Source organism: Modicisalibacter sp., from assembly GCF_055145905.1.
In genome coordinates this window covers 134,920-161,547 of sequence record NZ_JBSREH010000016.1, presented here as the reverse complement: position 1 = coordinate 161,547, position 26,628 = coordinate 134,920, and the positions used below count along the sequence as shown (strand labels likewise).

Here is a 26,628-nt window from a genome sequence, read left to right as displayed (position 1 = left end):
CCACAAGAAGGGGAAAGTGATGAAGACCGTCAATACCATGTCCCGTGCCGTTCGTTTCGGTTCGCTCATGATGATCGCCGGCCTCGGCGTGAGCGGGCTGGCCCAGGCACAGGAAGGCAGCAAGGGGGATGTCACCCTGGCCTATGTCGAATGGGCATCCGAAGTCGCCTCCACCAATGTGGTGCGCGCCGTGCTCGAGGACATGGGCTACAACGTCAAGCTGTCGTCATTGTCGGCCGCCGCCATGTGGCAGGCCGTCGCCTACGGCGACGCCGACGGCATGGTCGCCGCCTGGCTGCCGACGACCCACAAGAACTACTACGAGCAGACCAAGAACAAGCTGGTGGACCTCGGCGCCAACCTCGAGGGCACCAAGCTGGGCCTGGTCGTGCCGGCCTACACCGACATCGATTCCATCGACCAGCTGGCCAAGCCCGAGAAGGCGGACATGGTCGATGACGAGATCGTGGGCATCGACCCGGGTGCCGGCCTGATGGGGCTGACCGAGGATGCCATCGACGCCTACGGCCTCGACGACACCATCGATCTGCAGAGCGGCAGCGGCGCGACCATGACCGCCGCCCTGCAGGCCGCCATCAAGAACCACGACGACATCGTGGTGACCGGCTGGACGCCGCACTGGATGTTCGCGCGCTGGGATCTCAAGTATCTCGACGATCCCAAGAACGTCTATGGTGACGCCGAGGAGATTCACAGCATCGCGCGCAAGGGCCTGAAGGAAGACATGCCGGCGGTCTACCAGCTGCTCGACAACTTCCACTGGACCCCGGAGCAGATGGGGCAGGTCATGCTGATGAACCAGAAGGAAGATTCCGACCCCTACGAAAACGCCCAGAAGTGGGTCGACGAGCACCCGGATGTGGTCAAGCAGTGGACGCAGGGCATCGACAGCTGATCGCCACCTGCACGATCCGCCTAGCGCGAAACGCCCGGCCGAATGGCCGGGCGTTTCTCATGGGGCGAGGGGCGCAGATCTGAGTGGGGGGCAATGGCCCGCCTGGCGACGGGCCAGCGGGTTCACGGCGCCAGGCGAACCTTGATCCAGTCGTTGTCATGGCGACGATAGCGCAGCCGGTCATGCAGTCGATCGGACTGCCCCTGCCAGAATTCGAACACCTCCGGCTCGACCCGATAGCCTCCCCAGTGGGGCGGCCGGTCGATCGACTGATCGGTATAGAGCTGCTCGAAGCGGTGCCGCCGTTCCTCCAGCCATTCGCGATCGGGAATCTCCACGCCCTGCTGGGAGATCCAGGCACTCAGCTGACTGGCCCGCGGACGACTCTGGAAGTAGCGATCCGACTCGCCGTCCGCAACCTGAACGACGCGCCCCTCGACGCGCACCTGGCGTTGCAGGACCGGCCACCAGAAGACCAGGGCGGCATGCGGCACATTGGCCAGTTCCGCGCCCTTGTGGCTCTGGTAGCTGGTGTAGAAGACGAGGCCACGCTCGTCGAGACCCTTGAGCAGCACGATGCGGGCATGCGGCATGCCCAGGCTGTCGACGGTGGCCAGCGTCATGGCATTGGCGTCGTCGTTTTCCTGTTTCAACGCCTGGGCAAGCCAGTCCTCGAACAACGTGACCGGCGAGTCGGGGGTGTTCCGGATATCGAGATGATCTCCGGTATAGTTGCGACGCACGTCGGCAATGTCGGTAGTCATGGTGCTCTCCTGAAGTTTCCCTTCATCATCGCCCGTGATGCTGGCGGGCTCAACCCGAAAAGCGGCTCATCGGCATCGTTGTGGCCCGACCGTGATCTGGCTCAGGATGCATGCACGACAACCGCCGCCTCACGGCCAGACCAGCTGGATCAGCACCATGTACAGGCCGGTTCCTCCGACGATCGACAGCAGGGCATTGCGTCGCCACAGGTGCAGGAACACGACGGCCAGTGACGCCAGGATCAGCGGCACGCCCTGCGCTGACACATTCAGCTGTCCCGCGCTCCAGGGCGTCAGGTCGCGCAGGGCGTAGATCACCAGAATCGCCATGACCGCCGGCGGCAGGTAGCGCCCCAGGTGCAGGATCAACGGATGATCGGCCTGGCGTGACAGCGCCACGAAGGGCAGGACCCGGGTCAGGAAGGTGGCCAGGGTGCAGACCCCGATGAAGATCAGCAACTCGAGATCGCTCATGTCCGCGCCTCCTGGGGCTGACGGTGCAACCGGTAATGCACCAGCAGCAGCAGGCTGGCGGCACCGATCGCGCCCAGCAGCAGGTGCCGCTCCGGCAGCAGCAGGATGGCGCCCAGGCCGGTGGCCAGCGCAATCAGGAAGGGCAGGGCCTGGCGCAGTCGCGCGGCCTGTTCCAGGGTGAGCACGATGAACAGGGCCGTCAGCGCGAAATCCAGTCCCCGACCGTCGATGTTCAGGGTGGCACCGGCCAGGGTGCCCAGCAGCGTGCCCAGCACCCACCACAGCTGGTTGAGGGCGCCGATGCGGGCCGCCAGCCGATGCGTTTCCACGCCGGCATCCTGTGGGCGAGCCTGGCTGGTCAGCAGCGAATAGGTCTCGTCGGTCAGCGAGAAGATCATGTAGGGCTTGCGCCAGCCGGCCCCGCGAAACCGCTTGAGCAGCGACAGACCGTAGAACAGGTGCCGCGAGTTGAGCATGAACGACGCGACCGCGACCTCGACCAGACCGGCATGATTGGCCAGCAGGGTCACGGCCAGGAACTGGCCGGCGCCGGCGTAGATGAACAGCGACATCAGCGGCGCCCCCCACCAGGGCAGGCCGAGCTGCATGTACAGCACCCCGAACGCGGCCCCCAGGGGCAGATAACCGAACATCACCGGAAGGGTCTGGATCGCGGCATGCCGCCAGGAATGCAACGCAGGTGACACGCCTATACTCCATTCAGTCCATGGGTCATCATCGGCGCCGCACGGGCGCGCTGCATTGTATTTTGCTGATTAAAGCGCCATCTGGCTACCAAGAAGGAGCCCCCATGAAGGTATACAAGGCCTGGGACCTTCCCGTCCGCCTGTTTCACTGGTCGCTGGTGGCCACGATCCTGGTGTCCTGGTACACCATCAAGACCAGTGGCCGGCCGCTGGCCTTTCCGGTCGAATGGCACGCGCGGGCCGGTTACACCATCCTGGCGCTGCTGATCTTTCGCTGGCTGTGGAGCCTCGTCGGCAGCCGCCACGCCCGGCTGCGGGAACTCTGCCGCTCGCCGCGGACGGTCTGGCGCTACACCGCAAGCTGGTTCCGCCGCCGGCCCGACCTCTACGTCGGGCACAATCCGCTCGGCGGCTGGATGACCCTGCTGCTGCTGGTATCGCTGACTTTCCAGGCGACCTCCGGTCTGTTCATGAGCGACGGCCTCCTGTTCTCCGCGCCGCTGGCCAGGCGCTTCGAGGCCGATGCCATCGCCTGGCTGGTGACCCTGCACCATGTCAACGGCAATCTGCTGTTCGTGCTGGTGGGAATCCATCTGCTGGCGATCCTGCTGCATCGCCTGCGCGGCGAGGCCCTGGTCGGCGCCATGTTCAGCGGCCGCAAGCGCCTGGCCCGGCCGGCGCGGGACGGCGATGATCAGCCGGTATCGGGCTGGCGAGCCTGGGCCAGCGCGTCGATCGCCGTGCTGTTGCTGACCGCCATCCTGGAGTGGCTGTAACCGGATCAGGTCTATTCACGATAGGCGTCGTGGCAGGCCTTGCAGGAGCGCGCCACGTCCACCAGGGCCGCTCTCGCCGCATCGAAGCTGCCGTCACCGGCGGCCCGGCTCAGTTCACGAACGGCCGTCTCGAAGGCCTCGGCCTTGCCGCGAAACGCCTCCGGCTGCGCGGCAATCGTCGCGGAGGCCGCCGTACCCCCGCGTGAATAGGAGCCCTCGATGAACCCTTCCCAGGGCAGGGGAGCCAGCGCCTCGAGATGCCGGGCGCGTTCGGCGAAGGTCTCGGCATCATAGGGGGTCTCGCCCCTGGCCATGTCGGCCATGGGCTGCAGCTGCCAGGCCATGACCTCCATGGCGGCCTGACGGTAGGTGATGGCATCATCGATGGGGTCGGCGCCGGCCGTGGCGGGTAGCCCGACCAGGCCCAGCACGGGCCACAGGATCCGCAGTCCTTTCATGCTCGCCTCCAAGTCGCTTGCCGACAACCCGCGTCGGCGGGCTTCGCTCTTACCATAGGCGAGTCGGGATGAGGCTGCTCAGCCGAGCCAGGCGCGCACCGCCAGGATTCCCCCGCAGGCCAGCCAGCCGAGCACCGCGTAGGGCAGGTTCCAGCGCAGCATTTCCCGGGGGGAGACCCCGTAGCGTGAGCACAGCACCAGATTGCTGCCCGACAGCGGACTGCTGCCGGTGCCCAGCGCCCAGCCCATCAGGAACACCATGCCCAGCAGCGTCGGCTCGGGGTGCAGGGAGGCCAGCAGGGGCGCCAGCGTGGTCACGCCCACCAGCGGGTGGATGCCGACGAAGGCCAGCGACACGATGACCCCCAGCGTCAGCCAGGCCTGCAGATGCCCGAAATGCGCAAAGGGCAGCACCGGCCCGTGCGGCCAGCTGGCCAGCAGCGCGCTCAGCCCGCTGGAGAGCACACCCGCCGCCAGAAACAGCGCGAACTGCGGCATCAGGCGGGCCAGGCCGTGATCAAGCTGCTGTCGCAGGCGGGCTTGCCGCTCGCCCCGTGGCGCCAGCAGCAAGGCGGCGACGGGCGCCACCACGCTGATGATCAGCGGAATGCCCATCTCCGGCCGCCAGCTGTGCCAGAGCAGCACGGCCAGCGCCAGCACGCCCGGCAGCAGCAGGGTCCCCGGCGACAGCGGATAGCCCTGGAACGGCCCCTTGACGCGCAGGACATCCAGGGCCGTCAGGCCCAGCAGTATCCCTGCGCAGGCCAGCCCCCAGGGCAGCAGTGCGGTGAACTCCAGCCCCGGGGCATAGGTCAGCGCCACCCCCATTGCCACGAAGAAGGGCGACCAGGCGGCCGCGGCCGGAAAGGCCCGGCCCAGCACCATGGCCTGGCGACGGGACAGCCCGCGGTCGAACTGCATGCGATCGGCGAACAGGAACAGCGCCGACAGGTTGATCACGGCCCCGAACAGGTGAACGCCCACCAGCGTGCCCGGCAGGCTGCCGTCGTGCCGGGCGCCGTCGCGCCGGGAAGTGGCCGGCTGCGACCGCGGCGCCGCCATCGACAGGAAGCTCACGCCGGCAAACATCATCAGCAGCGTCTGGTTGATGGCCAGGGCCTGCAGCAGGGGGGCGGGGGTATCGCGCCACAGGGCCACCACCCAGAAGGCCGCGCCGGCGCCGCCCAGCCACAGCGCCTGGCGTCGCGAGGCCTTCGGCAGCTGGCGGGCCAGGCGCAGCGTGGCCAGCCAGCCGAGAATGGCGGGCGGCCACAATGGCCAGTGCAGCAGGCTGGCGACGATGCTCAGCCCGAGCATCGCCAGGATCAGCGCGCTGGAAGGCCTCAGGCGTCGCACTGACGCCGCCGCCAGCGCGCGTAGGCCAGACTGGAGACGCCCAATGCCGCGGCCGCCAGGCCTTCCAGCACGCCCCACCAGAATCGGTCGGGCAGGTTGGCGATGGTGATGCCCTGGGCGAGATACAGCACGCTGACGAAGGCCAGCCAGAGGTGGCCGCGCGGGCGGCGTGTCAGGACGCTGGGCAGGAACAGGACCAGGGGCAGCATCCGCACCAGTATCGGGGCCCAGCCGACCGAGCCGCCGGCCCGGAGCTGCCAGCCGCCGAGACCCACCAGGCAGAACAGGACGATGAGGCTGATGATCACGCCCAGGCGCGCCTGCCGGGTACGCCGGTCGATGACGTCACATTCGGCTTCAGGCATGCCCCGCCTCCGCGTGCAGCGCCCTGGCCAGTCTTGCGATGCGCCGCCCCTGGGCCTTGGCCAGATGACGTTCGGTCTCGTCGACCTCGCGCTCGTTGCGCCCACCGGCGACATGACTCGTGCCATAGGGCGTGCCGCCGCTGGTGGTGGCGAGCAGAGCCGTCTCGCTGTAGGGCACGCCGGCATAGACCATGCCGTGGTGCAGCAACGGAATCAGCATGCTCAGCAGGGTGGCTTCCTGCCCGCCATGCAGGCTGGCCGTGGAGGTAAAGGCCGTGGCCGGCTTGTCGATCAACGCCCCGTTGAGCCACAGTTCGCTGCTGGTATCCAGAAAATACTTCAACGGCGAAGCCATGTTGCCGAAACGCGTCGGGCTGCCCAGCGCCAGCCCGGCACAGTGACGCAGGTCATCGAGCGTGGCGTAGACGGCGCCGGACTCGGGAATCTCGGGATCGACGGCCTCGCAGGTCGGCGATACCGGCGGCACCGTACGCAGCCGGGCATCGATGCCGCCCAGGCTCTCGATCCCCGCGGCGACCTGCTCGGCCAGGGTGCGGGTGGCGCCGTGGCGTGAATAGTAGAGGACCAGCACGTAGGGGCGTGTTGCACTCATGGGCGTTCCTTGTCAGCGGGCAAAGAAGGGAAGGCGAGAGGCGCTAGTCGGTCTCGAGCAGGGCCAGGATCGCTTCCGGCGGACGGCCGATCACGGCCCTGTCGCCGCGATCGAGGATCGGGCGCTGCAGCAGGCGCGGATGCTCGGCAAGCGCCTCGAGTATCTGCGCCACGGAGGGCGTCTCGAGGGCGAGCGCCTTCCATTCCGCCTCGTTGCGGCGCAGCAAGGTCTCGACCGGCGCATCGAGGCGGGCGGCCAGGGCCTGCAGTTCCTCGCGATTGAGCGGGTCATCGAGGTAGCGCCGTACCGTGACATCGACGCCGCGCGACTCGAGCAGGGCGAGCGCCTCACGGGACTTGGAGCAGCGCGGATTGTGCAGGAGAGTCAGGGTCATCACTCGTAAGTCCTTGTCTGCGTGATGGATCGAAGCGTCATTCTAACCCCATGTGCCGGGAACCGGGAGAACCGGTGCCTTCAGCGGTCGGACTCGAGGCGGTCATAGACCCAGGCCTGTCGGCCATCCGCCAGGGTGATACGCACCCGCCGGTAGCGCACACCCAGCCGCTCATAGCGGTCGAGGCGGGCCAGCTCACGGGCATCGACCTCGAGCAGCGCCCCCGGCACGCGCCCACCGGGTTGCGGCACGATATCCAGTTCATCGCGAACGTACCCCGTCAGGGTCGCCGGATCGGGCGCGTCCCAGTCACCGTAGACCAGCCAGCGCACCAGGCCATAGCGCAGGGTGCCATAGACGAAGAGGCGGTGCTTGCCCGGCGAGATCGTTTCGAGTTCGGCCGGGCGCGTATAGCCCCAGGGGCTGACGAAGGTGTACCAGGCATAACCCGCCGTCAGCCCGCCAAGAGCCAGCAGCCCCACCAACGCCGTGAGCAGCCATTGTTTCAAGCGCGCCTCCTTGTCGGTCGTTATCCGGACCCTGCCACAGCAACGCTCACCTTCCCAGCCCCGGAGCCTGGCTATCGACAATAACGACAGCCTTACCGAGGCTTAGGCTGGCCTCGTTCCTTTGCTAACATCGAGATTCGGACCAAGAGGGAGGGTGTCGCCATGCAGCAGCATCACCAGGATGCGGACTTCACGGCCCTGATGGGCGGCAAGGTGCGCCCGTTGACCAAGGGGCGCGACAGGGCGGATGTGTCGGCGCCCGCACCGGAACCCGACGAGGCCCAGCTGGCCCGGCGCGCCAGCGCCCAGGCCGAGGAGGAGGCCGCCAACTTTCTCAGCGACGAGTTCGTCGACCTGCTGCCGAAGGACGACCCCGTCGAGTATCGCCGGCCCGGCGTGCAGACCGGCGTCGCCGACCGACTGCGGCAGGGCGGGTATGCCCCGGAGGCACGGCTGCACCTGATCGGACGCCCGGTGCGAGAATGCCGTCAGGCGCTGTTTCGTTTCATTCAGGAGGGTAACGAGAACGACCTGCGTTGCCTGCTGGTGGTCCACGGCCGCGGCAAGGCAGAGAACAGTCATGCCAACGTGGTGCGCTCCTACATGGCCAAATGGCTTGCCCAGTTCGAGACGGTGCAGGCGTACGTCTCCGCCCAGCCGTTTCACGGCGGGCTGGGTGCCACCTATGTGATGCTGCGCAAGTCGGAACGGGCGCGAGCCGCCAATCGCGAACGCCAGCAGAAGCGCCGCGGCTAGCCCAAAAGAAGCGAGCGGCCCCTCCGGGGCCGCTCGTGAGATTTCAGGCGAGTGCGGCTTCCGCGTGCCTGGCGCGGTCGCGCAGCCGGCGCCGGAACAGCGGTTCGCTAGTGTCGGTTCCCGGCTGGTAGCTCAGGCTGAAGGTGTTGAGCGCCGCCAGGGCATCCTCGACGACCTGGTCGGGACGCAGCGAGAAGGCGTTGAACCCGCAGCGGCTCATGTAGAACAGCTGGTCGATCAGCACGTCGCCCACGGCACGAATCTCGCCCAGATAGCCGAAGCGCTCGCGCAGCAGCCGGGCGATGCTGTAGCCCCGACCGTCGGTGAACTTCGGGAAATCGATGGCCACCAGCGGCGCCGAACGCAGGCTCTCGGCGAGCGCCGGTGTCACCTCGGTATCGCTCGGCAGCCAAGGCGCCAGTTCGGCACGCTCGTCGGCAGCCAGCCACTCCTCCAGCGGCACGATCGCCGGCCGGCCGGCAGGGCGGTCGGCCAGGCTCTCGCACAGGGTCCAGGCATCGGTGGCGATGCGGCGATCGAGAATCAGCGGACGATCGGTCTGTGACTCAGGCATAGACACGCTCCTTGAAGGGTTTGATACCGATGCGACGGTAGGTGTCGAGGAAGGTTTCCTCCGGCGTACGCTCGCCGACATAGACCTGCAGCAGCTTGTCGATGACGGCCGGCACGTCCTCGCGATAGAAGGAGGGGCCGAGGATCTTGCCCAGCGAGGAGGCGTTGCCCTGGCTGCCGCCCAGCGACACCTGGTAGTACTCCTCGCCCTTCTTGTCGACCCCCAGGATGCCGATGTGGCCGACATGGTGATGGCCGCAGGCGTTCATGCAGCCGGAGATGTTGAGCTCCAGCGGCCCCAGGTCGTAGAGGAAGTCCAGATCCTCGAAACGCTCCTGGATGGCCTGGGCGACGGGGATCGACTTGGCATTGGCCAGCGAGCAGTAGTCACCGCCCGGGCAGCAGATCAGGTCGGCCAGAGTACCCACCGTGGGGTTGGCCATGCCCAGCGCATCGAGGCGTTGCCAGAGGTCTTCCAGCCGGTCCACCGGGACGTCGGTGAACACCAGGTTCTGCTCGTGGGTCACACGCAGCTCGCCATACCCGAACTCGTCGGCCAGGTCGGCGATGGCGGCCATCTGCTCGGAGGTGACGTCCCCCGGCGAATGGGCGCGCCGCTTCAGCGACAGCGTCACGGCCTTGTAGCCCGGTACCTTGTGGTCGGTGACGTTGTTGCTGACGAAGCGTGCGAAGGCCCGGTTGTCCTGGCGCAGCTGCTCGAAGGCGGCGATGGCGTCATCGGAGACCGCGCGGCGCTCGGGGTCGACGAAGTGCGCGGCGACGGCGGCGACCGCCTCGTCGGTCAGCGTCTGGGGACCATCCTTGAGATGGGCCCATTCGGCGTCCACACGGCGGCTGAACTCCTCGATGCCCAGGGCCTTGACCAGAATCTTGATGCGCGCCTTGAACTTGTTGTCGCGGCGGCCGAACTGGTTGTAGACCCGCAGGATGGCCTCGAGATAGGTCAGCAGGTGCTGCCAGGGAAGATCCTCGCGCACCACGTCGCCGATCATCGGTGTGCGGCCGAGGCCGCCACCGGCCAGCACGCGCACGCGGACCTCACCGTTGTCGTCGCGCCACAGGCGCAGGCCCACGTCGTGCACCTGGATGGCGGCACGGTCCTCGGCGGCGCCGGTCACCGCGATCTTGAACTTGCGCGGCAGATAGGCAAATTCCGGGTGGAAGGTGGACCACTGGCGGATCAGCTCGCACCACGGACGCGGGTCGACCTCTTCATCAGCGGCGATACCCGAGAACTGGTCGGTGGTGGTGTTGCGGATATCGTTGCCGCTGGTCTGGATGGCGTGCATCTGCACGCTGGCCAGCTCCGCCAGGATATCCGGCACGTCTTCCATCTTCGGCCAATTCAACTGCAGGTTGGTACGCGTGGTGAAGTGGCCGTAGCCGCGGTCGTAACGCGCCGCGATTTCCCCCAGCTTGCGCAGCTGGTAGGACGCCAGCATGCCGTAGGGGATGGCGATGCGCAGCATCGGCGCATGACGCTGGACGTAGAGGCCGTTCTGCACGCGCAGCGGCAGAAATTCCTCGTCGCTGATCTTGCCTTCGAGATAGCGACGCATCTGATCGCGGAACTGGGCGACGCGCTCGTCGACAAGTGTCTGGTCGTAAGAGTCGTACCGATACATACCGGAGTTGTCCTGCTAGTCAGGGCGAAATGGGATCCATGCCATGCCCCGACCATACTCCGCCGGATTTATTCTATGAAAGAATAAATAATCATACTTTCTGTCTTTATGGTTATTAAACGCCTTACGCCAAGGACAAAGGCCAAGCCGGCCTTGCACCGCCGCTACACGACAACCTGCTGCCAGCGGCGGCGCTGCCAGACCATCGCGAACGACAGCGAGTTGAGCCCCCGATAGCCGAGCTGCGCCCACCAGACACCGAGCAGCCCGGCTCCCTGGTGGACACCGACCCACCAGGCCATCGGCAGGAACACCAGCCACTGCAGGGCCAGGGTCAGCACCATGACGGTCCGGTTGGCACCGGCTCCCAGCAGGGCCTGGCCGAGCACGATGGCGGCGGCGTCGAGCACGATCATCAGCGCCGTCAGCTGCAGCGGCAGGCGGCCGAGCGGGATGAGGTCTGCGGGCAGGAAAACGCTCAATACCCGATCGGGGAAGATCAGCATCGGCAGGGCCAGCACCGACAGGCAGATCCAGGCCACGCGCACCACGTCCCAGCCCCAGCGATGGGCGTCATGCGGGGTGTCGCGGCCCAGCGCCTGACCCACCAGGCTCATGGCCGCCAGTCCCAGGCCGACCCCGGGGAGAATCAGCAGCAGCGACAGGTTGACCAGCACATGCCCCACGGCAACGCTGGCGGTCCCGATCTGGCCGAGAATCCAGAACAGCGCGGCATAGCCGCCGGCGAACCACATCTGCTGGAAGGAGTGGGGGGCGGCCAGGGCCAGCGTGCGGCGCATCACGGCGAGACGAGGCCATCGCCAGCGTTCGCGGGTGCGCTGCGTGTGGCGCCAGCTGCTGATTCCCCACAGCAGCAGGGCCACCGTCAGGGCCACGGTGGTCCCGGCCCCGGCGCCCGCTGCACCAAGTTCGGGCAGCCCCGCCAGGCCGAAGATCAACCCGGCGCTGACCGCCACGTTGAGGGCATGGGTGACCAGCATGATGCCCAGATAGATGCGCGTCTGCTGGATGCCGTTCCAGTAGCCGCGAAAGCAGAAGATCAGGGCGATCGGCACCAGCCCCACCAGGCGCCAGCGCAGATAGGCCACGGCCACCGCCGCGACATCCGGCTGACCGGTCAGCAGCCCGATCAGCCGCGGCGCCTGCCAGAGGCAGAGCGCGGTCAGCGGCAGGGCGACCGCCAGGGCGATCAGCAACCCGGCCTCGAGAGGCTGGGCGCGGCGCGCATAGGCGGCTTCGCCATGGCGGCGGGCAGTCTGGGACTGCACCCCCGAGGACAGCCCGAACACCACCGCGGTGATCAGGAACATGGCATAACCGCCCAGCCCCACACCGGCCAGCGGCACTTCGCCCAGCGCGCCGACGAAGGCGGCGTCCACCAGGTTGAGCAGGCTCTGCGAGAGCATGCCGCCGATGATCGGCAGCGCCAGGCGAAGAATCACCTGGCTGCGTGCGGCGTCGATCATCCCTCGGGATCGTACCCCAGTACCGGTGCCAGCCAGCGCTCCAGCTCGCCGATGGCCATGCCCTTGCGCTCGGCCAGCGCCTCGACCTGATCCCGGGTGATCTTGCCGGTGGAGAAGTACTTCGACTGCGGGTGCGCGAAATACCAGCCCGATACCGCGGCCGCCGGCCACATGGCGAAACTGTCGGTCAGTTCCAGGCCGGAATTGGTCTCGGCGTCGAGCAGCCGGAACAGCGTGGCCTTCTCGGTGTGATCCGGGCAGGCTGGATAGCCCGGTGCCGGCCGGATGCCCTGGTACTTCTCGGCGATCAACTGCTCGTTGTCGAGCGTCTCGTCGGGCACATAGCCCCAGAACTCCTTGCGCACCCGTTCGTGCATGCGCTCGGCGAAGGCTTCCGCCAGCCGGTCGGCCAGAGCCTTGACCATGATCGCGTTGTAGTCGTCACCCGCCGCCTCGTATTCGGCAGCGAGCGCGTCGGCACCGTGACCGGTGGTCACCGCGAAGCCGCCGATCCAGTCGGGCCGGCCGCTGTCGCTGGGTGCAATGAAGTCGGCCAGGCTGTAGCACACGCCGTCGCGGTTGCGGGTGGTCTGCTGGCGGATGTGGTGCAGCCGCTCGATAACCGTCTCGCGGGACTCATCGGCATAGACCTCGATGACGTCATCGTCGACGACGTTGGCCGGCCAGAAGCCGATCACGCCGCGTGCCGTCAGGCGCTTTTCATCGATCATCTTGCGCAGCATCGCCCGGGCGTCGGCGAACAGGTTGCGCGCCGCTTCGCCGACCACCTCGTCGTCGAGAATCTTCGGGTACTTGCCGGACAGCTGCCAGCTCATGAAGAAGGGCGTCCAATCGATGCGTTCGACGAGCTCCTCGAGGTTGTAGTCGTCGAAGGCCCGGAGCCCGGTAAAGGCCGGCGCGGGCGGGGTGTAGGCGGACCAGTCCGGCTGGAAGCGCCGCTCGCGGGCCTCGGCGTAGCTGATGTCGGCCGCCTTGGGCCGGCGCTTGGCATTGCGCTCGCGGACCGTCTCGTACTCCGCGCGGATATCGTCGACATAGGCCTCCTTGAGGCCGGGCGAGAGCAGCCGGCCGGCCACGCCGACGGCGCGGGAGGCATCGGTGACATAGATCACCGGATGTTCGTACTGCGGGTCGATCTTCACCGCGGTATGGGCCTTTGACGTGGTGGCGCCGCCGATCAGCAGCGGGATATCGAAGCCCTGCCGTTGCATTTCCTTCGCGACGTGAACCATCTCGTCCAGCGAGGGCGTGATCAGCCCCGACAGGCCGATGATGTCGGCGTTCTCGTCGCGGGCGGTCTGCAAGATCTTCTCGGCCGGCACCATCACGCCGAGGTCGATCACCTCGTAGTTGTTGCACTGCAGGACGACGCCGACGATGTTCTTGCCGATGTCGTGGACGTCGCCCTTGACCGTGGCCATGACGATCTTGCCCTTGGCCTGGGCATCTTCGCTCTTCTCGGCCTCGATGTAGGGAATCAGATAGGCCACCGCCTGCTTCATCACGCGTGCCGACTTGACCACCTGGGGCAGGAACATCTTGCCGGCGCCGAACAGGTCGCCGACCACGTTCATGCCGTCCATCAGCGGCCCCTCGATCACCTCGATGGGGCGCGCGGCACGCTGACGCGCCAGCTCGGTGTCTTCCTCGATGTAAGCGGTGATGCCCTTGACCAGCGCATGCTCGATGCGCTTCTCGACTTCCCAGCCGCGCCACTCGAGGTCTTCCTTCCTGGCCCCGCCGGAACCGTCGCCCTTGTAGCGCTCGGCGAGGTCGAGCAGCCGCTCGGTGCCGTCGCTGCGGCGGTTGAGCACCACGTCCTCGACCGCCTCGCGCAGCTCCTCGGGCAGGTCATCGTAGACCGCCAGCTGGCCGGCGTTGACGATACCCATGGTCAGTCCGGCCTGGATGGCGTGGTAGAGGAAGACCGAGTGGATCGCCTCACGCACGGTGTTGTTGCCGCGGAACGAGAACGACACGTTGGAGACGCCGCCGGAGACCATGGCATGGGGCAGGTGGGTGGTGATCCAGCGGGTCGCCTCGATGAAGTCGACGGCGTAGTTGTCGTGCTCCTCGATACCGGTGGCGATGGCGAAGATGTTGGGGTCGAAGATGATGTCCTCGGCCGGGAAGCCGATCTCGTCGACCAGCAGGCGATAGGCGCGCTCGCTGATCTCGGTCTTGCGCTCGAAGGTATCGGCCTGCCCCTGCTCATCGAAGGCCATCACCACGATGGCGGCGCCGAAGCGGCGACAGACGGTGGCCTGCTCGCGGAAGGCCGCCTCGCCCTCCTTGAGCGAGATCGAGTTGACCACTGCCTTGCCCTGGATGCACTTGAGGCCCGCCTCGAGGATCGACCACTTGGAGGAGTCGATCATGATCGGCACCCGGGCGATGTCCGGCTCGGAGGCGACGAGGTTCAGGAAGTGAACCATCGCCTCCTGGGAGTCGAGCATCCCCTCGTCCATGTTGATGTCGATGACCTGGGCGCCGTTCTCGACCTGCTCGAGGGCGACTTCCAGCGCCGTGGTGAAGTCCTCTTCCTTGATCAGCCGCTTGAAGCGGGCCGAGCCGGTGACGTTGGTACGCTCGCCGACGTTGACGAACAACGAGTCGGCCTCGATGTTGAACGGCTCGAGGCCGGACAGCCGGCAGGCCGCCGGGCGCTCGGGCAAGCGGCGGGGCGCGACGCCATCCACGGCCTCGCGGATCGCCGCGATGTGTTCGGGCGTGGTGCCGCAGCAGCCGCCGATGACGTTGACCAGCCCGCTTTCGGCGAACTCGCGGATGATCGCCGCCATCTCCTCGGGGGTCTGGTCGTACTCGCCGAACTCGTTGGGCAGGCCGGCGTTGGGGTGCGCCGAGACCAGGGTATCGGCCTTGGCGGACAGTTCCTCGAGGTAGGGCCGCAGTTCGGCCGCGCCCAGCGCGCAGTTGAGGCCCACCGAGAGCGGGTCGGCGTGACGGATCGAGTTCCAGAACGCCTCGGTGGTCTGGCCCGAGAGGGTGCGGCCCGAAGCATCGGTGATGGTCCCCGAGATCATCACCGGCAATCGCGCGCCGCGCGCGTCGAACAGCTCCTCGAGGGCGTAGATCGCTGCCTTGGCATTCAGGGTGTCGAAGATCGTCTCGATGAGAATGACATCGACGCCGCCGTCGATCAGGGCCTCGGCGGCCTCGTAGTAGTTCTCGCGCAGGGCGTCGAAGGTGACGTTGCGCTTGGCGGGGTCGTTGACGTCCGGCGACAGCGAGGCGGTGCGACTGGTCGGCCCCAGCACCCCGGCGACATAACGCGGCACGCCGGTTTCCTCGCCGACCGCATCGCACACCGAGCGCGCCAGGCGGGCGGCCTCGCGATTGAGCTCGACGACCAGCTCTTCCATACCGTAGTCGGCCTGGGAAAGCCGTGTGCTGTTGAAGGTGTTGGTCTCGACGATGTCGGCGCCGGCCTCGAGGTAGTCGCGGTGGATCCGGCACACCAGCTCGGGCTGGGTCAGCGCCAGCAGGTCGTTGTTGCCCTGCAGCTGGCTCGGCCAGTCGCCGAAGCGTTCGCCGCGGAACTCGGCTTCGCTCAGCCTGGCGTTCTGCAGCATCGTTCCCATGCCGCCGTCGAGCAGCAAGATGCGCTGTTCGAGCGTCCGGGCGAGCGTTTCGGGCAGGCACGCAGCCACCCTGGGCGAAAGCATCGAAGTGAGCGTAGCGGCAGCCATGGTCGGCATGTGTCTCCAGCAGCGTCGTTTTTCGGTATGTCCTGTCGCAAGGGCGGCAACGGGGCGCCTGCGCCGGTTCTGTCAGGGGCAATATCCTACCAGACTCGTGACAGCGGCGGGACTCGATGCCTAAAACCCAGTATTTCAGTCAGGATTGTGCCTGCCGGGGTTTTTTCTTACCATGTCAGGAAAATCTTCAACCCTGACGGGACCCGACTGATGAGCGAAAGCATCCAGATTACCGACAGCGCCCAGGACTACCTCGCCGAACTGCTCGCCAAGCAGAACGTCGAAGGGATCGCAGTGCGCATCTTCATCACCCAGCCGGGCACGCCCTATGCCGAAACCTGCCTGGCCTACTGCCGCCCCGGCGAGGAAGAGCCGAGCGACGAGAAGATGACGCTGGAGAAGATCACCGTCTTCGTCGATACCCACAGCGTGCCGTTCCTTGAAGAGGCCGTGGTCGATTTCAACGCCGACCGCATGGGGGGGCAGCTGACCATCAAGGCGCCCAACGCCAAGATGCCCAAGGTCAATGCCGACAGCCCGCTGGAGGATCGCATCAACTATATCCTCTACAGCGAGATCAATCCCGGACTGGCGGCCCACGGCGGCGAGATCCGCCTGATCCAGCTCACCGACGAGAACTACGCCGTGCTGCAGTTCGGCGGGGGCTGCCAGGGCTGCGCGGCCGTCGACCTGACCCTCAAGGAGGGCGTCGAGAAGACCCTGCTGGAGCGCATTCCCGAACTGTCCGGTATCCGTGACGTGACCGACCACACCGACAACACCAACGCCTACTATCGCTGATGCGCTGAACTGCGTGGCATGACCGCCGGCCGGCGGTCATGCGCGTGTCAGTAGACGAAGGGCGGCAACGGCAGGCGAGCCAGTCGCGCCTCGGCCTCGCGCAGTTTCGTGCGCGCCTCGTCCCGCTCCTGCTTATAGCCTTCGGCGTCCGCTTCCAGAGCCTCCTCCCGACGCCTTGCCTCCTGCAACGCGGCTTCGGCCTGCTGCAGCGCCCACTGCGTCTCGCGCTGTGCGGCCTGGGCTTCCGCCTGTTCCCGCCGCGTCTCGCGCAACGCCTCGTCCGCCTCCCGTAGCCGCGCTTCCAGCGACGACAGGCGCTGCTGAAGCTGCTTTTCGCTGCGCTGGTGTTCCTGGCGCGCCTCATCGAGCAGGGTCATGAGCCGGCCCTCGGCCGCCTCGTTGCGTTTTTCTTCCTGATCCAGCCGCTTGCGCCACTCGGCCTGCTGTTCCGCCAGGGCGGCCTGGTGCGTCTCGGCAAGGCGCTCCCGGCGCACCTGTTCGTCGGCCAGCTCGGCCTGCTGCTGCGCGCAGCGCTCGGCGAGCTGTTCGCCGTGTCGTTCCGCAGCCTCGCGGGCCGCCTGCTGCCTTGCCAGCTCCGCACTCTGCGTCTGCAACTGCTGCTGTGCCTGAGTCAGGTGCTCGTTGAGCGCCTTCTCCCGCTCGCGGGCATCTTCCGCCTCGCGACGCGCTTGTACCGATTCCTCACGGGCAGAGGCCACGGCCTTGTCGGCCGCCTCGCGGTAATGGGCGAGTTCGTCGGCCGCCGCTGCTTGTGCCTGTTCCCAGAGTGTCTGCATCAGCGCCGTGATGGCGTCGGGTATCTCGCTGGCTGCGGGCTCGTCGCGATTCTCCTCGCAGCGGGTGCGCCACTCCCGAAGGTGTTCGCTGATGGTGGTGAAGCTGCCCGTGCCCAGCACGTCACGGATCTTCTGAACTCCCGGCGTTTCGCCGCGCTTGAGCAGCACCTCGATGGCCTGCCGAACATCCGCGTACTGCACACCGCTGCGTGCCATGCCTATTCCTCCTGAACGATTTGCGCCCCCAGCGTTGCAACGCAGTCTACTGCAAACGTGGCAGACGTGTCGCTATTTTACGTATTATGTAATTACATATTTTACATATGATGCTCACTGAAAATTCAAGATTACGCGGCTTATCTTGATATCAGGTACCGTATTGGCGACACTGGGCCTCCTGGAAAGCCACGAGGCAGGGGAAGGGTGGGAAAGGACATGGCAGAGAGCGAGACAGGGCCACGCGCCATCACGGCCCGGGGCGAAGCACCGCCGGCCGCGCAGCAGGGCGAGGTGGCGGCGCGGGTCTCTCGCATCGCGGCGACCACGGATGCCGAGGCCGTGGGGTGCTGGCTCGAAGAGTACCGGGCGACGCCGCAGACCTTCCGCGCCTATCGCAAGGAGAGCGAGCGGCTTCTTCTGTGGCTCGCCGAGCGCGGGATGCGACTGGCCGATATCGATCGCCAGGCACTGCAGGCCTTCGAGGCCTTCCTGGCCGACCCGCAGCCGGCGTCACGCTGGATCGGTCCGCCGCGTGGGCGCACCCATCCTCAGTGGCGGCCGTTTCGCGGCCCGCTGTCCGCCGCCAGTCGGCGGCAGAGCCTGACGATCCTGCAGGGGCTGTGCAGCTGGCTGGTGGAGGCGGGGTGGATCGACCATAACCCGTTTCGCCTGATGCGCGACAAGCGCCGCCGCCTGGACAACCGTCAGCCCGGCATCGAGCGCTATCTCGAGCGCCCGCTCTGGAACTGGTTCTGGAACTGGCTGAACCGGCCGCTTGCCGGGGATGCCACGCCCCGCGAGTGGCGGTTGTGGCAGCGCGACCGACTGGTCTTCGGTTTTGGTTACCTGCTGGCCCCCCGCATCCGCGAGATGGCCGACGCCCGCATGGCGGACTTTCAGTTCCGGGAAGGGCAGTGGTGGTGGCAGGTGGTGGGGAAGGGCGGCAAGCTCGCGCGCATCCCGGTACCCGAGGACATGATGGTGCTGCTCGGCGGATGGCGGGCACATCTGGGCCTGCCCGAAAGACCCGACGCCGGGGAGGACGCGCCGGTCATCCGGGCGCTGGACGGCGAGCGCGGCGTCGGCGACAACCAGCTCTACCGGCTGATCAAGCGCACCTTCATCCGTGCGGCCAAGGCTCTGGCCGCGGACCCTGACGCGCCGGATGCGGTGATCCGTCTGGCCGGCCGGCTTGCCGAGGCCACGCCGCACTGGCTGCGCCACACGGCGATCACCCATCAGGCCCAGGCCGGTGTGGAGCTGCGCTACCTGGCCCGAACCGCACGCCACTCGCGGCTCGACACCACGGCCCGTTACCTGCACGCCGAAGCCGAGGAGTGGCATCGTCAGATCGGTGCGCATCGGCTGACCGACACGCCCTAAGGACGGACGACGCCTCGCCGCCGAGCCGTTATAATGCCGCCGACGAATCAGGAGGAGAGATCATGAGTGCCCAGCAAGCCCAGGCGGAACTGGTCGAGGAATTCGGTTTCTTCGACAACTGGATGGACCGCTACCAGTACATCATCGACATGGGCAAGCAGTTGCCGGCCTTTCCCGAGACCCTGAAAACGCCGGAAAACAAGATCCAGGGCTGTCAGTCGAATGTCTGGATTCACCACGAGCGCCAGGGCGACCAGCTGCATTTCCAGGCGACCTCCGATGCCGCCATCGTCTCCGGGCTGATCGCCGTGCTGATGCGCATCTACAACGACCGCTCCCCCGCGGAGATTGTCGCGACGCCACCGTCCTTCCTCGAGGAACTCGGCCTCGACAAGCATCTGTCACCGACCCGTTCCAACGGGCTGCACGCGATGCTCAAGCGCATCTTTGCCGTCGCCGAGCAGGAAGCTGCCTGAGCCCAGACTAGCTTTCGCCGCCCGAAACGTTCCGCCGAGTTGCCGAGCCTTCGGATGCGTCCCGGGGGCGGAATCCAGCATCGAGCTCCGGATCGTCACGACATAGCTTCTCGCTGGGCCCGCCCGGCACCGGATCAATACCGCCCGCCGAAGCGGGGTGGCAGCGCAGGATGCGCCGCCCCGCAAGGACGCTGCCCCGAAATGGCCCGTGGGTACGCAGGGCCTCGATGGCGTAGTGGGAACAGCTCGGCCAGAAACGGCACCGGGGGCCGAGCAGGGGGCTGATCAGCCACTGATAGCCCTTGATCAGGCCGATCAGCGGCCAGGCCAGCCAGCGGCCGGCGCGGGCTTCAGTGCGAGGCGCCATACAGCGTCGCAGGGTCGATCAGCGGATCACTGACGACTTCGCCGTGCTCATCGTCCAGCGCCACATAGAAGCAGCTGCGCCGCCCGGAGTGACAGGCTGGCCCCGCCTGATCGACCGCCAGCAGCAACGTATCACCGTCGCAGTCCAGATAGGCGCGCTTGAGCTGCTGTACCTGTCCGGACGACTCGCCCTTGCGCCACAACTTGCCGCGCGAGCGGGACCAGTAGCAGACCCGCCCCGTCCGGAGGGTTTCCTCCAGGGCCTGACGGTTCATCCAGGCCATCATCAGCACCTCGCCGGTATCGTGCTGCTGGGCGATCGCCGGCACCAGCCCCTCGGCGTTCCAGCGCATGGCGGCCAGCAGGGCCTCGGCAGGGCGGGTGTCACCGCGTTCGGCGGTTTCCAGGGTCTTGAAGAGTTCACTCATGGGAGAGGCCTGTATATCGCGGATCCGAAGGAATGGTCAGGCGCCGCCGGCCGCCGAGGCCCGGCAGGCATCGCAGGTACCGAGCAGCTCGATGGTCTGGCGGTCCACCGCAAACCCCAGCGCGGCCGCCCGGGCACTGAGCTGGGCATTGACGTCATCCAGGTGCAGTTCCTCGACACGCCCGCAATGCCGACAGATGAGCAGCTGGAAGCCGTGATGATGTTCGGGGCAGGGGCAGGCCACGTAGGCGTTGAGCGACTCGATGCGATGCACCAGCCCCTGTTCGATCAGAAAGTCGAGGGCCCGATAGACCGTCGGTGGCCGGGCGGCACCGTGTTCGACAGCCAGGCGATCGAGCAGGTCGTAGGCCTTGAGCCCACCGGACGAGCCGGCAATCAGCTCCAGCACCCGGCGGCGAATCGGCGTGAAGCGCACGCCGCGCTGCTGGCACTGGCGCTCGGCCTGTCGGGTCAATGTCTGGATATCGGGCATGTCGGCATGTGTCGGCTGCAGGGACGCTCATTCTACGCGCCCGGCCCGTCACGGACCAGACAACCACCTTTTGCCGAGTAACTCCTTAAGGGCGCGGCTATTCGTTACGCACCAGCGGCAGCAGCCGGCGTTGCAGCCAGTGACGCACCCGCACCACGGCGCGCTCCTGAAACAGCATGCAGAACACCACGGTCACGGCCAGGAAGACAGGATACGCCCATAGCGAGGCCGAGCCGGCGGCGTCTATGCAGCGTGAAAAGTCGGTCAGGCACAGCGACGGCTCGCCCGCCAGGACACGCTCGGCCCGCGTGAAGATCACGAACAAGGGCACATGCAGGGCGAACATCGGCAACGACGCGCCACCGAGGCGGATGGCCAGGCGTTTCACTCGGGCGCTGTCGGGCGAGGGCCAATGGGCCACGACGTAGATCAGTGCCAGCTGCGCCGGCAGGAAAAGGCCATTGTGCAACAGGTAATACCAGGCATGCGCGCCATGCTGCAAAAGCCAGGAGCCGATCACGACCGCCACGGCCACACCGCCCAGCAGCAGGGCCTGCTGCGCGGGGCTCAGCAGCCGACCCTCGCGGCTGCGCTGCCGGTACAGCGCATACAGCAGGATCCCGGCAACGAATTCCGGCAAGCGTATGATCGGGTTGCGGTGCAGCAGGCCGGTTTCCGGCGTGCCGAAGTCGGTCAGGGCGATCACCAGCAACGGCGGTATCAGATAGATCAGATTGGTGACCGCCAGAGCCCGGCGCAGCGCGGTGATCTTCAGCAGGCGAGGGGCGATCCAGGGAAACACCAGGTAGAAGAAGAACAGGGTGGAAATCGACCAGGTGACCGGATTGAAGGTCAGGTAGAAGGGATTCCAGGCATGCAGCAGGGTGAGATTGAGCAGGATGTTGATCACCAGCTCGGGATTGCTCATGTAGTGGGTGATGCTCGCCATGCTGGAGCCGTCATTGACGTCATAAAGCACGAAACGGATCGAAGCGCCGGCGTCCTGCTCGGTAATGGCCAGATAACCCACCAGCGTGGAAATCGCCATGGCCAGCAACACCGAGCCGATATGCAACGGATAGAGGTTGGAGAAGCGCTTGACCCAGAAGCTGCGCGCCGGTTCGCGCATAGTGCCCGTGGCGCCGAAATAGACATGCGTCAGCAGGAAGCCGGAGAGCAAGAAGAAGGCACTGGTGGAAAAGAACCCGACGTTCGTCACGTACCCGGACCAGTCACTGATCGACGGGTAGGTGTGCAGGGTGTGGAATATGACGATATAAAGCCCCAGCAGGAAGCGCAGCCACTCCAGTCCATAGAAGCGCTGCGTGCGCGGAGCCGCGGAAGAACGTGAATCATCCATGACGTGAATCACCGTGGAAACCGTGACAGGGGAGAAGGCCGTCGACAATCCCTGACGACGGCCTGGTTCGGTCAGCCGTCGGACGGCAGCCGGTAGAACCAGGTCTCGGACAGCCGCTTGCCATCCTCGGCCTGCAGTCGGGCACGCACTTCCAGCGGGCGCGCCTCGTCGTTCCGCTTGACGCGCAGTTTCAACCGCCAGCCGCCCGCGGCCGTATTCTGCATGAGCTGACTCTCGATCAGCTTGCCATTGTCACCGACCTGGATCCAGGGCTGCGGAGCGGTGCCAGCAGCCGCAGCGCCGCCCTTGAAGTCGACGACGAAGCCGATCGAGCCATCCGGCTGGCGGACCAGGTCGTCCCGGCGTACTTCGCCCGGATAGCGCCGCGTCTGGTCCACCCAGGCCAGCTGCGGATCGAGCAGCTTCGACTCCTGGCGGGTCCAGTGGATCCGGTAGTCGAACTCCATCGGCTTGCCGGGGCTAGCCACGTCATCCGGCCGCCAGAAAGCGGCGATGTTGTCGTAGGTCTCATTGGGTGTGTGAAGCTCCAGCAGTTCCACGGAACCGGGGCCCCAGTCGTTGGTCGGTTCCACCCAGGCGCTCGGCCGCCGATCATAGCGATCGACGAGATCCTCGTAATCCCGAAAATCATGGGAGCGCTGTAGCAGCCCGAACCCTTCGAGCGACTGAACAGCATAGTCGTTGACCTCGACACCGGCCGGATTGACCAGTGGCCGCCAGGTCCAGCCGGATTCGGCACCATGCATCAGCAGGCCATTCGAGTCGTGGATAGCCGGGCGAAAGTTGACCTGCTTGGCCGGCTGGGACGGTCCGTAGAAAAACATGCTGGTCAACGGGGCGATGCCCAGCTTGACGACCGGCTTGCGCAGGTAGACGCGGGATTTCACGTCCACCACCGAATCGTCGCCCGGCGTGAGCACGAAGCGATAGGCCCCGGTGGCGCTGGGCGAATCGAGCAGGGCATGGATCGTCAGCGAGTCGGCGTCCGCCGCCGGCTTCTCGATCCAGAACTCGCGGAAGTCCGGAAACTCCTCGCCGGATGGCGTCTCGGTATCGATGGCCAGACCGCGTCCCGACAGCCCATAGATCTGATCGCGCCCAATCACGCGAAAGTAGCTGGCACCCTGAAACACCATGATCTCGTCATCAATGTTGTCGGGGTCGTTGATGGGAAAGTGGATCTTGAGCCCGGCGAAACCGAGCTGGTCGAGATCCGCCTTGTCCAGCTTGAGATCTCCATAGTAGAAATCGTCGGGATCAAACTCGATGCGCTGCACCTGATCGCCATCGACGATGTTCATCTGCACGCTGCTGGTATAGTGCATGCCTTCATGAAAGAAGCTGAGATTGAACGGCAGGCCTTCATCCCGCCACACGGCATGGTCCATGCGGTACTGGATCTGCGCGTATTGCTCGTACTCCAGATTGCGCAGCCGCGGTGTCGTGTTGGTTTCCGGCGGTTGATAGGGCTTGTCGGCCAGTGTCTTCGCCCGTTTGGCGACATCCTCGAAGCCGAAGCCGAAACTGGCGGGGGCAGCCAGGGCGAGGGCAATTCCCAGCAGACCCAGCATCGCGAAGCGGCGAGGGCGGTTATCCTGAGGGGCGGGGCACGAAGCCATGACGTTCTTCCGGTCCACGGTTCATTCCTTTGCAGCCATTTCCGGTCAACGCAAGCCTATCGTCACGAGAGCCGCGACAGAAGTATGAATTTCCTGGAGATACAAATACTGACCTTATTTAACATAATATACATTATGCGAAATAAACAGACTGTATCGATTTACGCGCCCATGGCGACTCTTCAGACCCTTTTCCTGAACGATGTGCCTGGATCAGTACCATAGTCGTGCCCTGGCCCGATCCAGGCAACCTCCCTCCCTTTATTTAACCGTAATGCGTCGAGCCACCGAGAAACAGCTCACCGGCCTCGCCGAGGGTTTCGGTGAGTGTCGGATGCGGGTGCACGGTCAAGGCCAGATCCTCGGCGACGGCGCCCATCTCGATGGCCAGCACTGCCTCGCCGATCAGTGACTCCGCCTGAGGCCCGACGATCCCGGCACCCAGCAAGCGCCCGCTGTCCGGCTCGACGATCAGCTTGCTCAGGCCGTAATCGGCCTGCAGCGACAAGGCGCGCCCGGCCGCCTGCCAGGGAAACTTGAGAACCTGGATCTCGCGATCCTCGTCCCGAGCCTGGGCTTCGGTCAGCCCGCACCAGGCGAGCTGCGGCACGGTGTACACGACGGCCGGTACCGCGCGCGCATCGAAAGCCGCCGATTGGCCGGCCGCCGTGCGTGCCGCCACCTTGCCCTGGTGCATGGCCTCATGAGCCAGCAACATGCCGCCGGCGACGTCGCCGATCGCATGAATATGCGACACGCTGGTGCGACACTGAGCATCGATCTCGATGAAACCGGCGTCATCACAGCTCACCCCGGCCTTGTCGAGATCCAGCCCCTCGCTGTTGGGACGCCGGCCTACCGCGACCAGCACGCGGCTGAACCGGTGATCGCGCGAGCCGTTCTCGTCTTCCAGCGTGACCGTTACCTGTCGCTGCGTTTCATGCAGCCCGGAGACCTGGGTCTTGAGGTGCACGGCCTTGAAACGCGACTCCAGCGTCCTGGCGAGCGGCTTGACCAGATCCTCGTCCGCGTTGGGCATCAATCGCTCGGCCATTTCCACCACGGTCACCTGACTGCCCAGTGACTGATAGACCATGCCCATTTCCAGACCCACGTAGCCACCGCCGATGACCAGCAACGACTCGGGGATCTCCTCGAGTTCCAGAGCACCGGTGGAATCCATGATTCGGCGGCTCTCGGCGAAATCCACGCCCGGCAAGGCGACCGGGCGCGATCCGCTAGCGATGATCGCCTGCTCGAAGCGCAACGTGCCCGAGACGTCGTCACCTTCGACCGTCAGGTTCTGATCGTCGGCGAAGCGCGCACGAGCCCTGACCAGTCGCACGCCGCGCTGACGACACAGCCCTTCCAGGCCATCCGTTAGCGTCTTCACCACCTTCTGCTTCCACTGACGGAGCGCATCGACATCGATCTCGGGCCTGGCGAAGCGCAAGCCCATGGTCTCCGCCGATTCGCTGGTGTGAATCAGCTCGGTGACCTCGAGGAGCGTCTTCGAAGGAATACAGCCGCGCAGCAGGCAAACGCCACCGACCGGCGCCTCGTCGTTGATCAGCGTCACGTCCAAGCCCTGCTTGACCGCCTCGAAGGCCGCGGCATAACCGCCCGGCCCGCCACCGATCACGGCCAGTTGTGTGCTGTCGGGCAGCTTGGATGATTCGTCCTTTCTTGCCATGGTCGTCCATTACCTCCGGCAGCATTGATCAGATCTTGAGCAGCAGCGAATGCGGATCCTCGAGGGCACCGATCAGCGTCGTCACGAAGCTGGCGGCATCCGCCCCGTCGTTGGCACGATGATCGAACCCGAGCGACAACGGCAGCATCAGCCGCGGCTTGACCTCGTAGTCATCGAGATCGCCATGTACCACGGGCTCGAGGCGGGCCTGGCCCATGCCCAGGATGGCAACTTCGGGCGGGTTGATCAGCGGCGACAACGAGGTGCCGCCCATGGGGCCTGGGTTGGTCAGGGTCATGCAGCCACCTTCCATGTCCTCGCGCCCCAGCTCGCCGGCCTTGGCCTTGTCGGTGGTCTCCTTCAACTCGGCAGTCAAATCGATCAGGTTCTTGCGATCGACATCACGAATCACCGGCACCAGCAGGCCCTGCTCGGTGGCGACGGCCACGCCGATATGGAAATAGCGCTTGAGAACGATCTCGTCGTTCTCGTTATCCAGACTGGCGTTGAAGCGCGGAAACTGCTTCAAGGCATAGACCATCGCCTTGAGCATCAACACGGTCATGGTGAACTTGCCGCCGTTGGTCTCGGCGCTGGGCTCGTAATCGCGCCGGAACCGCTCGAGCGCCGTGATGTCAGCCACGTCCTGATGATAAACGTGCGGGATATCCCGCCAGGACTGAGACATTCGCTTAGCGGTGGCGCGACGAATCGAACGCATCGCTTCGCGCTCGGTCTCGCCCCAGCGCGAGAAGTCCGGCAGACCACTGGCTTGTTGCTGCGATTCCTGCTCGGCTGACGCCGTCTCCCGAGAGGCTTCGCCCTGCTCTCCCTTCGCCGCGGCCTCGACATCTTCCGCCGTCACCCGGCCCTGCGGGCCGCTGGGCTCGACATCGTGCAGGTCCACACCCTTCTCGCGAGCGATTCGCCGGGTACTGGGCGCCGCCGGCACCGGCTGGCGACGATCGGCCTGCCTGCCGCCGCGGGTATCGTCCTCTTTTCGAGCCCCCTGCGCCTTCCGGGAACTCTCCTTCTGAACGCTTTCCTCGTCGTCGTTCTCCGCGGCCTCGCTGTCGGCTTCCTGCTCCTCGTCGCCGTCCTTGCCCTTCTCCTGCGATGCATCTTCCCGGGACGCTTCATCCTGAGACTCGTCCGGCTCGGCCTCCTGTTGCTCCTCGCCGCCATCCGACCCGTCGTCGGGCTGGTAGGTGATCAGCAGATCATCGACCCGGACACGATCGCCGGTACTGGGATGAACGGTCTCGACGGTACCGGTAAACGGCGCGGGGATATCAGTGGCCGCCTTGTCGGTCTCCACGGTGAGCACGGTGTCGCCGTCGTTGACGTGGTCGCCCTCACTGACGTGAATCTCGAGAACTTCCGCTTCCTCGAGCCCCTCGCCGGGGTCGGAAAATCTGAACGTTTCGCTCATGGTCCCT

Annotated in this window: 27 protein-coding genes; 6 read left to right on the top strand and 21 right to left on the bottom strand. The window is 66.0% G+C overall.

Translation table 11 applies throughout. The features are described from left to right. The first annotated feature begins 19 nt into the window (after positions 1–19). Positions 20–916: a glycine betaine ABC transporter substrate-binding protein gene (locus tag ACTCB7_RS06300; RefSeq protein ID WP_463005983.1), complete on the top strand. Its 897-nt coding sequence runs from the start codon at positions 20–22 to the stop codon at positions 914–916. Between the two features lie 122 nt (positions 917–1,038). Here ACTCB7_RS06300 and pdxH read toward each other — a convergent pair whose 3' ends face one another. From pdxH to ACTCB7_RS06285, 3 genes are all read right to left on the bottom strand, one after another. Beyond that, complete coding sequence (gene pdxH, locus ACTCB7_RS06295) at positions 1,039–1,680, bottom strand: pyridoxamine 5'-phosphate oxidase (RefSeq protein WP_463005982.1); 642 nt, start codon at positions 1,678–1,680, stop codon at positions 1,039–1,041. 129 nt (positions 1,681–1,809) lie between these two features. After that, positions 1,810–2,154 carry a branched-chain amino acid transporter permease gene (locus ACTCB7_RS06290; protein WP_463005981.1) on the bottom strand — a complete coding sequence of 115 codons (345 nt, stop codon included), beginning with the start codon at positions 2,152–2,154 and terminating at the stop codon, positions 1,810–1,812. Further along, entirely contained in the window at positions 2,151–2,861 is a 711-nt protein-coding gene (locus tag ACTCB7_RS06285) for an AzlC family ABC transporter permease (RefSeq protein ID WP_463005980.1), read from the bottom strand. Before ACTCB7_RS06285 ends, ACTCB7_RS06290 begins: the two co-directional genes overlap by 4 nt. Positions 2,862–2,965: 104 nt before the next feature. On the opposite strand from ACTCB7_RS06285, the gene ACTCB7_RS06280 reads away from it, so the two are divergent. Then, positions 2,966–3,637 carry a cytochrome b/b6 domain-containing protein gene (locus tag ACTCB7_RS06280; protein WP_463005979.1) on the top strand — a complete coding sequence of 224 codons (672 nt, stop codon included), beginning with the start codon at positions 2,966–2,968 and terminating at the stop codon, positions 3,635–3,637. An 11-nt stretch (positions 3,638–3,648) separates the two neighbouring features. Here the strand turns inward: ACTCB7_RS06280 and ACTCB7_RS06275 are convergent, their stop codons facing one another. The 6 genes from ACTCB7_RS06275 to ACTCB7_RS06250 form a co-directional block, all read right to left on the bottom strand. After that, entirely contained in the window at positions 3,649–4,095 is a 447-nt protein-coding gene (locus ACTCB7_RS06275; protein ID WP_463005978.1) for a c-type cytochrome, read from the bottom strand. Between the two features lie 78 nt (positions 4,096–4,173). Continuing rightward, positions 4,174–5,451, bottom strand: coding sequence for a hypothetical protein (locus ACTCB7_RS06270; protein ID WP_463005977.1), 1,278 nt, complete (start codon positions 5,449–5,451; stop codon positions 4,174–4,176). Next, positions 5,439–5,816: a DUF2069 domain-containing protein gene (locus tag ACTCB7_RS06265; RefSeq protein WP_463005976.1), complete on the bottom strand. Its 378-nt coding sequence runs from the start codon at positions 5,814–5,816 to the stop codon at positions 5,439–5,441. The genes ACTCB7_RS06270 and ACTCB7_RS06265 overlap by 13 nt, the downstream gene beginning before the upstream one ends. Further along, positions 5,809–6,429, bottom strand: a complete 621-nt coding sequence (wrbA, locus tag ACTCB7_RS06260; protein ID WP_463005975.1) for an NAD(P)H:quinone oxidoreductase — start codon at positions 6,427–6,429, stop codon at positions 5,809–5,811. The genes ACTCB7_RS06265 and wrbA overlap by 8 nt, the downstream gene beginning before the upstream one ends. A gap of 43 nt (positions 6,430–6,472) precedes the next feature. Continuing rightward, the gene (gene arsC, locus ACTCB7_RS06255; protein WP_463005974.1) at positions 6,473–6,823 is read right to left on the bottom strand and encodes an arsenate reductase (glutaredoxin); all 351 of its coding nucleotides are present in this window, start codon (positions 6,821–6,823) and stop codon (positions 6,473–6,475) included. Positions 6,824–6,903: 80 nt separating this feature from the next. Continuing rightward, positions 6,904–7,332: a gamma-glutamylcyclotransferase family protein gene (locus ACTCB7_RS06250; protein WP_463005973.1), complete on the bottom strand. Its 429-nt coding sequence runs from the start codon at positions 7,330–7,332 to the stop codon at positions 6,904–6,906. 162 nt (positions 7,333–7,494) lie between these two features. Here ACTCB7_RS06250 and smrA point away from each other — a divergent pair, with 162 nt between their 5' ends. Continuing rightward, positions 7,495–8,088, top strand: a complete 594-nt coding sequence (gene smrA, locus ACTCB7_RS06245) for a DNA endonuclease SmrA (protein ID WP_463005972.1) — start codon at positions 7,495–7,497, stop codon at positions 8,086–8,088. Between the two features lie 43 nt (positions 8,089–8,131). Here the strand turns inward: smrA and ACTCB7_RS06240 are convergent, their stop codons facing one another. The 4 genes from ACTCB7_RS06240 to metH all read right to left on the bottom strand — a co-directional run bounded on the left by ACTCB7_RS06240 (position 8,132) and on the right by metH (position 15,501). Further along, positions 8,132–8,662 (bottom strand): DUF934 domain-containing protein, encoded by a 531-nt coding sequence (locus ACTCB7_RS06240; protein ID WP_463005971.1) that lies wholly within the window; start codon positions 8,660–8,662, stop codon positions 8,132–8,134. Next, positions 8,655–10,307: a nitrite/sulfite reductase gene (locus ACTCB7_RS06235; protein ID WP_463005970.1), complete on the bottom strand. Its 1,653-nt coding sequence runs from the start codon at positions 10,305–10,307 to the stop codon at positions 8,655–8,657. The genes ACTCB7_RS06240 and ACTCB7_RS06235 overlap by 8 nt, the downstream gene beginning before the upstream one ends. A gap of 164 nt (positions 10,308–10,471) precedes the next feature. Beyond that, the gene (locus ACTCB7_RS06230; protein ID WP_463005969.1) at positions 10,472–11,794 is read right to left on the bottom strand and encodes an MATE family efflux transporter; all 1,323 of its coding nucleotides are present in this window, start codon (positions 11,792–11,794) and stop codon (positions 10,472–10,474) included. Then, positions 11,791–15,501, bottom strand: a complete 3,711-nt coding sequence (gene metH, locus ACTCB7_RS06225; RefSeq protein WP_463006022.1) for a methionine synthase — start codon at positions 15,499–15,501, stop codon at positions 11,791–11,793. The genes ACTCB7_RS06230 and metH overlap by 4 nt, the downstream gene beginning before the upstream one ends. A 243-nt stretch (positions 15,502–15,744) precedes the next feature. Between metH and nfuA the strand changes: the two genes are divergently transcribed. Continuing rightward, on the top strand, positions 15,745–16,335 hold the full coding sequence (gene nfuA / locus ACTCB7_RS06220; RefSeq protein WP_463005968.1) for a Fe-S biogenesis protein NfuA: 591 nt from the start codon (positions 15,745–15,747) through the stop codon (positions 16,333–16,335). Between the two features lie 47 nt (positions 16,336–16,382). Here nfuA and ACTCB7_RS06215 read toward each other — a convergent pair whose 3' ends face one another. Continuing rightward, entirely contained in the window at positions 16,383–17,348 is a 966-nt protein-coding gene (locus tag ACTCB7_RS06215) for a DNA-binding protein (RefSeq protein ID WP_463005967.1), read from the bottom strand. Positions 17,349–17,567: 219 nt separating this feature from the next. Here ACTCB7_RS06215 and ACTCB7_RS06210 point away from each other — a divergent pair, with 219 nt between their 5' ends. Together ACTCB7_RS06210 and ACTCB7_RS06205 are read left to right on the top strand one after the other, a co-directional pair. Next, positions 17,568–18,734, top strand: coding sequence for a tyrosine-type recombinase/integrase (locus tag ACTCB7_RS06210; RefSeq protein ID WP_463005966.1), 1,167 nt, complete (start codon positions 17,568–17,570; stop codon positions 18,732–18,734). 62 nt (positions 18,735–18,796) lie between these two features. Then, positions 18,797–19,210, top strand: coding sequence for a SufE family protein (locus ACTCB7_RS06205; protein ID WP_463005965.1), 414 nt, complete (start codon positions 18,797–18,799; stop codon positions 19,208–19,210). A 7-nt stretch (positions 19,211–19,217) separates the two neighbouring features. Here ACTCB7_RS06205 and yidD read toward each other — a convergent pair whose 3' ends face one another. The 7 genes from yidD to ACTCB7_RS06170 form a co-directional block, all read right to left on the bottom strand. Continuing rightward, positions 19,218–19,577: a membrane protein insertion efficiency factor YidD gene (gene yidD / locus ACTCB7_RS06200; RefSeq protein ID WP_463005964.1), complete on the bottom strand. Its 360-nt coding sequence runs from the start codon at positions 19,575–19,577 to the stop codon at positions 19,218–19,220. Next, positions 19,561–20,004: a phosphoribosyl-AMP cyclohydrolase gene (hisI, locus tag ACTCB7_RS06195; protein ID WP_463005963.1), complete on the bottom strand. Its 444-nt coding sequence runs from the start codon at positions 20,002–20,004 to the stop codon at positions 19,561–19,563. Before hisI ends, yidD begins: the two co-directional genes overlap by 17 nt. A 36-nt stretch (positions 20,005–20,040) precedes the next feature. Further along, entirely contained in the window at positions 20,041–20,496 is a 456-nt protein-coding gene (locus tag ACTCB7_RS06190) for a Fur family transcriptional regulator (RefSeq protein WP_463005962.1), read from the bottom strand. Positions 20,497–20,593: 97 nt separating this feature from the next. After that, positions 20,594–21,856 carry an acyltransferase family protein gene (locus ACTCB7_RS06185; protein ID WP_463005961.1) on the bottom strand — a complete coding sequence of 421 codons (1,263 nt, stop codon included), beginning with the start codon at positions 21,854–21,856 and terminating at the stop codon, positions 20,594–20,596. Positions 21,857–21,927: 71 nt separating this feature from the next. Beyond that, on the bottom strand, positions 21,928–23,496 hold the full coding sequence (locus ACTCB7_RS06180) for a glucan biosynthesis protein G (protein WP_463005960.1): 1,569 nt from the start codon (positions 23,494–23,496) through the stop codon (positions 21,928–21,930). A gap of 265 nt (positions 23,497–23,761) precedes the next feature. Further along, positions 23,762–25,189 carry a dihydrolipoyl dehydrogenase gene (gene lpdA / locus ACTCB7_RS06175; protein WP_463005959.1) on the bottom strand — a complete coding sequence of 476 codons (1,428 nt, stop codon included), beginning with the start codon at positions 25,187–25,189 and terminating at the stop codon, positions 23,762–23,764. A 28-nt stretch (positions 25,190–25,217) separates the two neighbouring features. After that, on the bottom strand, positions 25,218–26,621 hold the full coding sequence (locus tag ACTCB7_RS06170) for a dihydrolipoamide acetyltransferase family protein (protein ID WP_463005958.1): 1,404 nt from the start codon (positions 26,619–26,621) through the stop codon (positions 25,218–25,220). Positions 26,622–26,628 lie beyond the last annotated feature (7 nt).

What these genes read in the sequence shown, in the direction of transcription:
- ACTCB7_RS06300 (WP_463005983.1), top strand. Translation starts at nt 20, where the DNA reads ATGAAGACCGTCAATACCATGTCCCGTGCCGTTCGTTTCGGTTCGCTC.
- pdxH (WP_463005982.1), bottom strand. Translation starts at nt 1,680, where the DNA reads ATGACTACCGACATTGCCGACGTGCGTCGCAACTATACCGGAGATCAT.
- ACTCB7_RS06290 (WP_463005981.1), bottom strand. Translation starts at nt 2,154, where the DNA reads ATGAGCGATCTCGAGTTGCTGATCTTCATCGGGGTCTGCACCCTGGCC.
- ACTCB7_RS06280 (WP_463005979.1), top strand. Translation starts at nt 2,966, where the DNA reads ATGAAGGTATACAAGGCCTGGGACCTTCCCGTCCGCCTGTTTCACTGG.
- ACTCB7_RS06275 (WP_463005978.1), bottom strand. Translation starts at nt 4,095, where the DNA reads ATGAAAGGACTGCGGATCCTGTGGCCCGTGCTGGGCCTGGTCGGGCTA.
- ACTCB7_RS06265 (WP_463005976.1), bottom strand. Translation starts at nt 5,816, where the DNA reads ATGCCTGAAGCCGAATGTGACGTCATCGACCGGCGTACCCGGCAGGCG.
- wrbA (WP_463005975.1), bottom strand. Translation starts at nt 6,429, where the DNA reads ATGAGTGCAACACGCCCCTACGTGCTGGTCCTCTACTATTCACGCCAC.
- arsC (WP_463005974.1), bottom strand. Translation starts at nt 6,823, where the DNA reads ATGACCCTGACTCTCCTGCACAATCCGCGCTGCTCCAAGTCCCGTGAG.
- smrA (WP_463005972.1), top strand. Translation starts at nt 7,495, where the DNA reads ATGCAGCAGCATCACCAGGATGCGGACTTCACGGCCCTGATGGGCGGC.
- ACTCB7_RS06240 (WP_463005971.1), bottom strand. Translation starts at nt 8,662, where the DNA reads ATGCCTGAGTCACAGACCGATCGTCCGCTGATTCTCGATCGCCGCATC.
- ACTCB7_RS06235 (WP_463005970.1), bottom strand. Translation starts at nt 10,307, where the DNA reads ATGTATCGGTACGACTCTTACGACCAGACACTTGTCGACGAGCGCGTC.
- ACTCB7_RS06230 (WP_463005969.1), bottom strand. Translation starts at nt 11,794, where the DNA reads ATGATCGACGCCGCACGCAGCCAGGTGATTCTTCGCCTGGCGCTGCCG.
- metH (WP_463006022.1), bottom strand. Translation starts at nt 15,501, where the DNA reads ATGCTTTCGCCCAGGGTGGCTGCGTGCCTGCCCGAAACGCTCGCCCGG.
- nfuA (WP_463005968.1), top strand. Translation starts at nt 15,745, where the DNA reads ATGAGCGAAAGCATCCAGATTACCGACAGCGCCCAGGACTACCTCGCC.
- ACTCB7_RS06215 (WP_463005967.1), bottom strand. Translation starts at nt 17,348, where the DNA reads ATGGCACGCAGCGGTGTGCAGTACGCGGATGTTCGGCAGGCCATCGAG.
- ACTCB7_RS06210 (WP_463005966.1), top strand. Translation starts at nt 17,568, where the DNA reads ATGGCAGAGAGCGAGACAGGGCCACGCGCCATCACGGCCCGGGGCGAA.
- ACTCB7_RS06205 (WP_463005965.1), top strand. Translation starts at nt 18,797, where the DNA reads ATGAGTGCCCAGCAAGCCCAGGCGGAACTGGTCGAGGAATTCGGTTTC.
- yidD (WP_463005964.1), bottom strand. Translation starts at nt 19,577, where the DNA reads ATGGCGCCTCGCACTGAAGCCCGCGCCGGCCGCTGGCTGGCCTGGCCG.
- hisI (WP_463005963.1), bottom strand. Translation starts at nt 20,004, where the DNA reads ATGAGTGAACTCTTCAAGACCCTGGAAACCGCCGAACGCGGTGACACC.
- ACTCB7_RS06190 (WP_463005962.1), bottom strand. Translation starts at nt 20,496, where the DNA reads ATGCCCGATATCCAGACATTGACCCGACAGGCCGAGCGCCAGTGCCAG.
- ACTCB7_RS06185 (WP_463005961.1), bottom strand. Translation starts at nt 21,856, where the DNA reads ATGGATGATTCACGTTCTTCCGCGGCTCCGCGCACGCAGCGCTTCTAT.
- ACTCB7_RS06180 (WP_463005960.1), bottom strand. Translation starts at nt 23,496, where the DNA reads ATGGCTTCGTGCCCCGCCCCTCAGGATAACCGCCCTCGCCGCTTCGCG.
- lpdA (WP_463005959.1), bottom strand. Translation starts at nt 25,189, where the DNA reads ATGGCAAGAAAGGACGAATCATCCAAGCTGCCCGACAGCACACAACTG.
- ACTCB7_RS06170 (WP_463005958.1), bottom strand. Translation starts at nt 26,621, where the DNA reads ATGAGCGAAACGTTCAGATTTTCCGACCCCGGCGAGGGGCTCGAGGAA.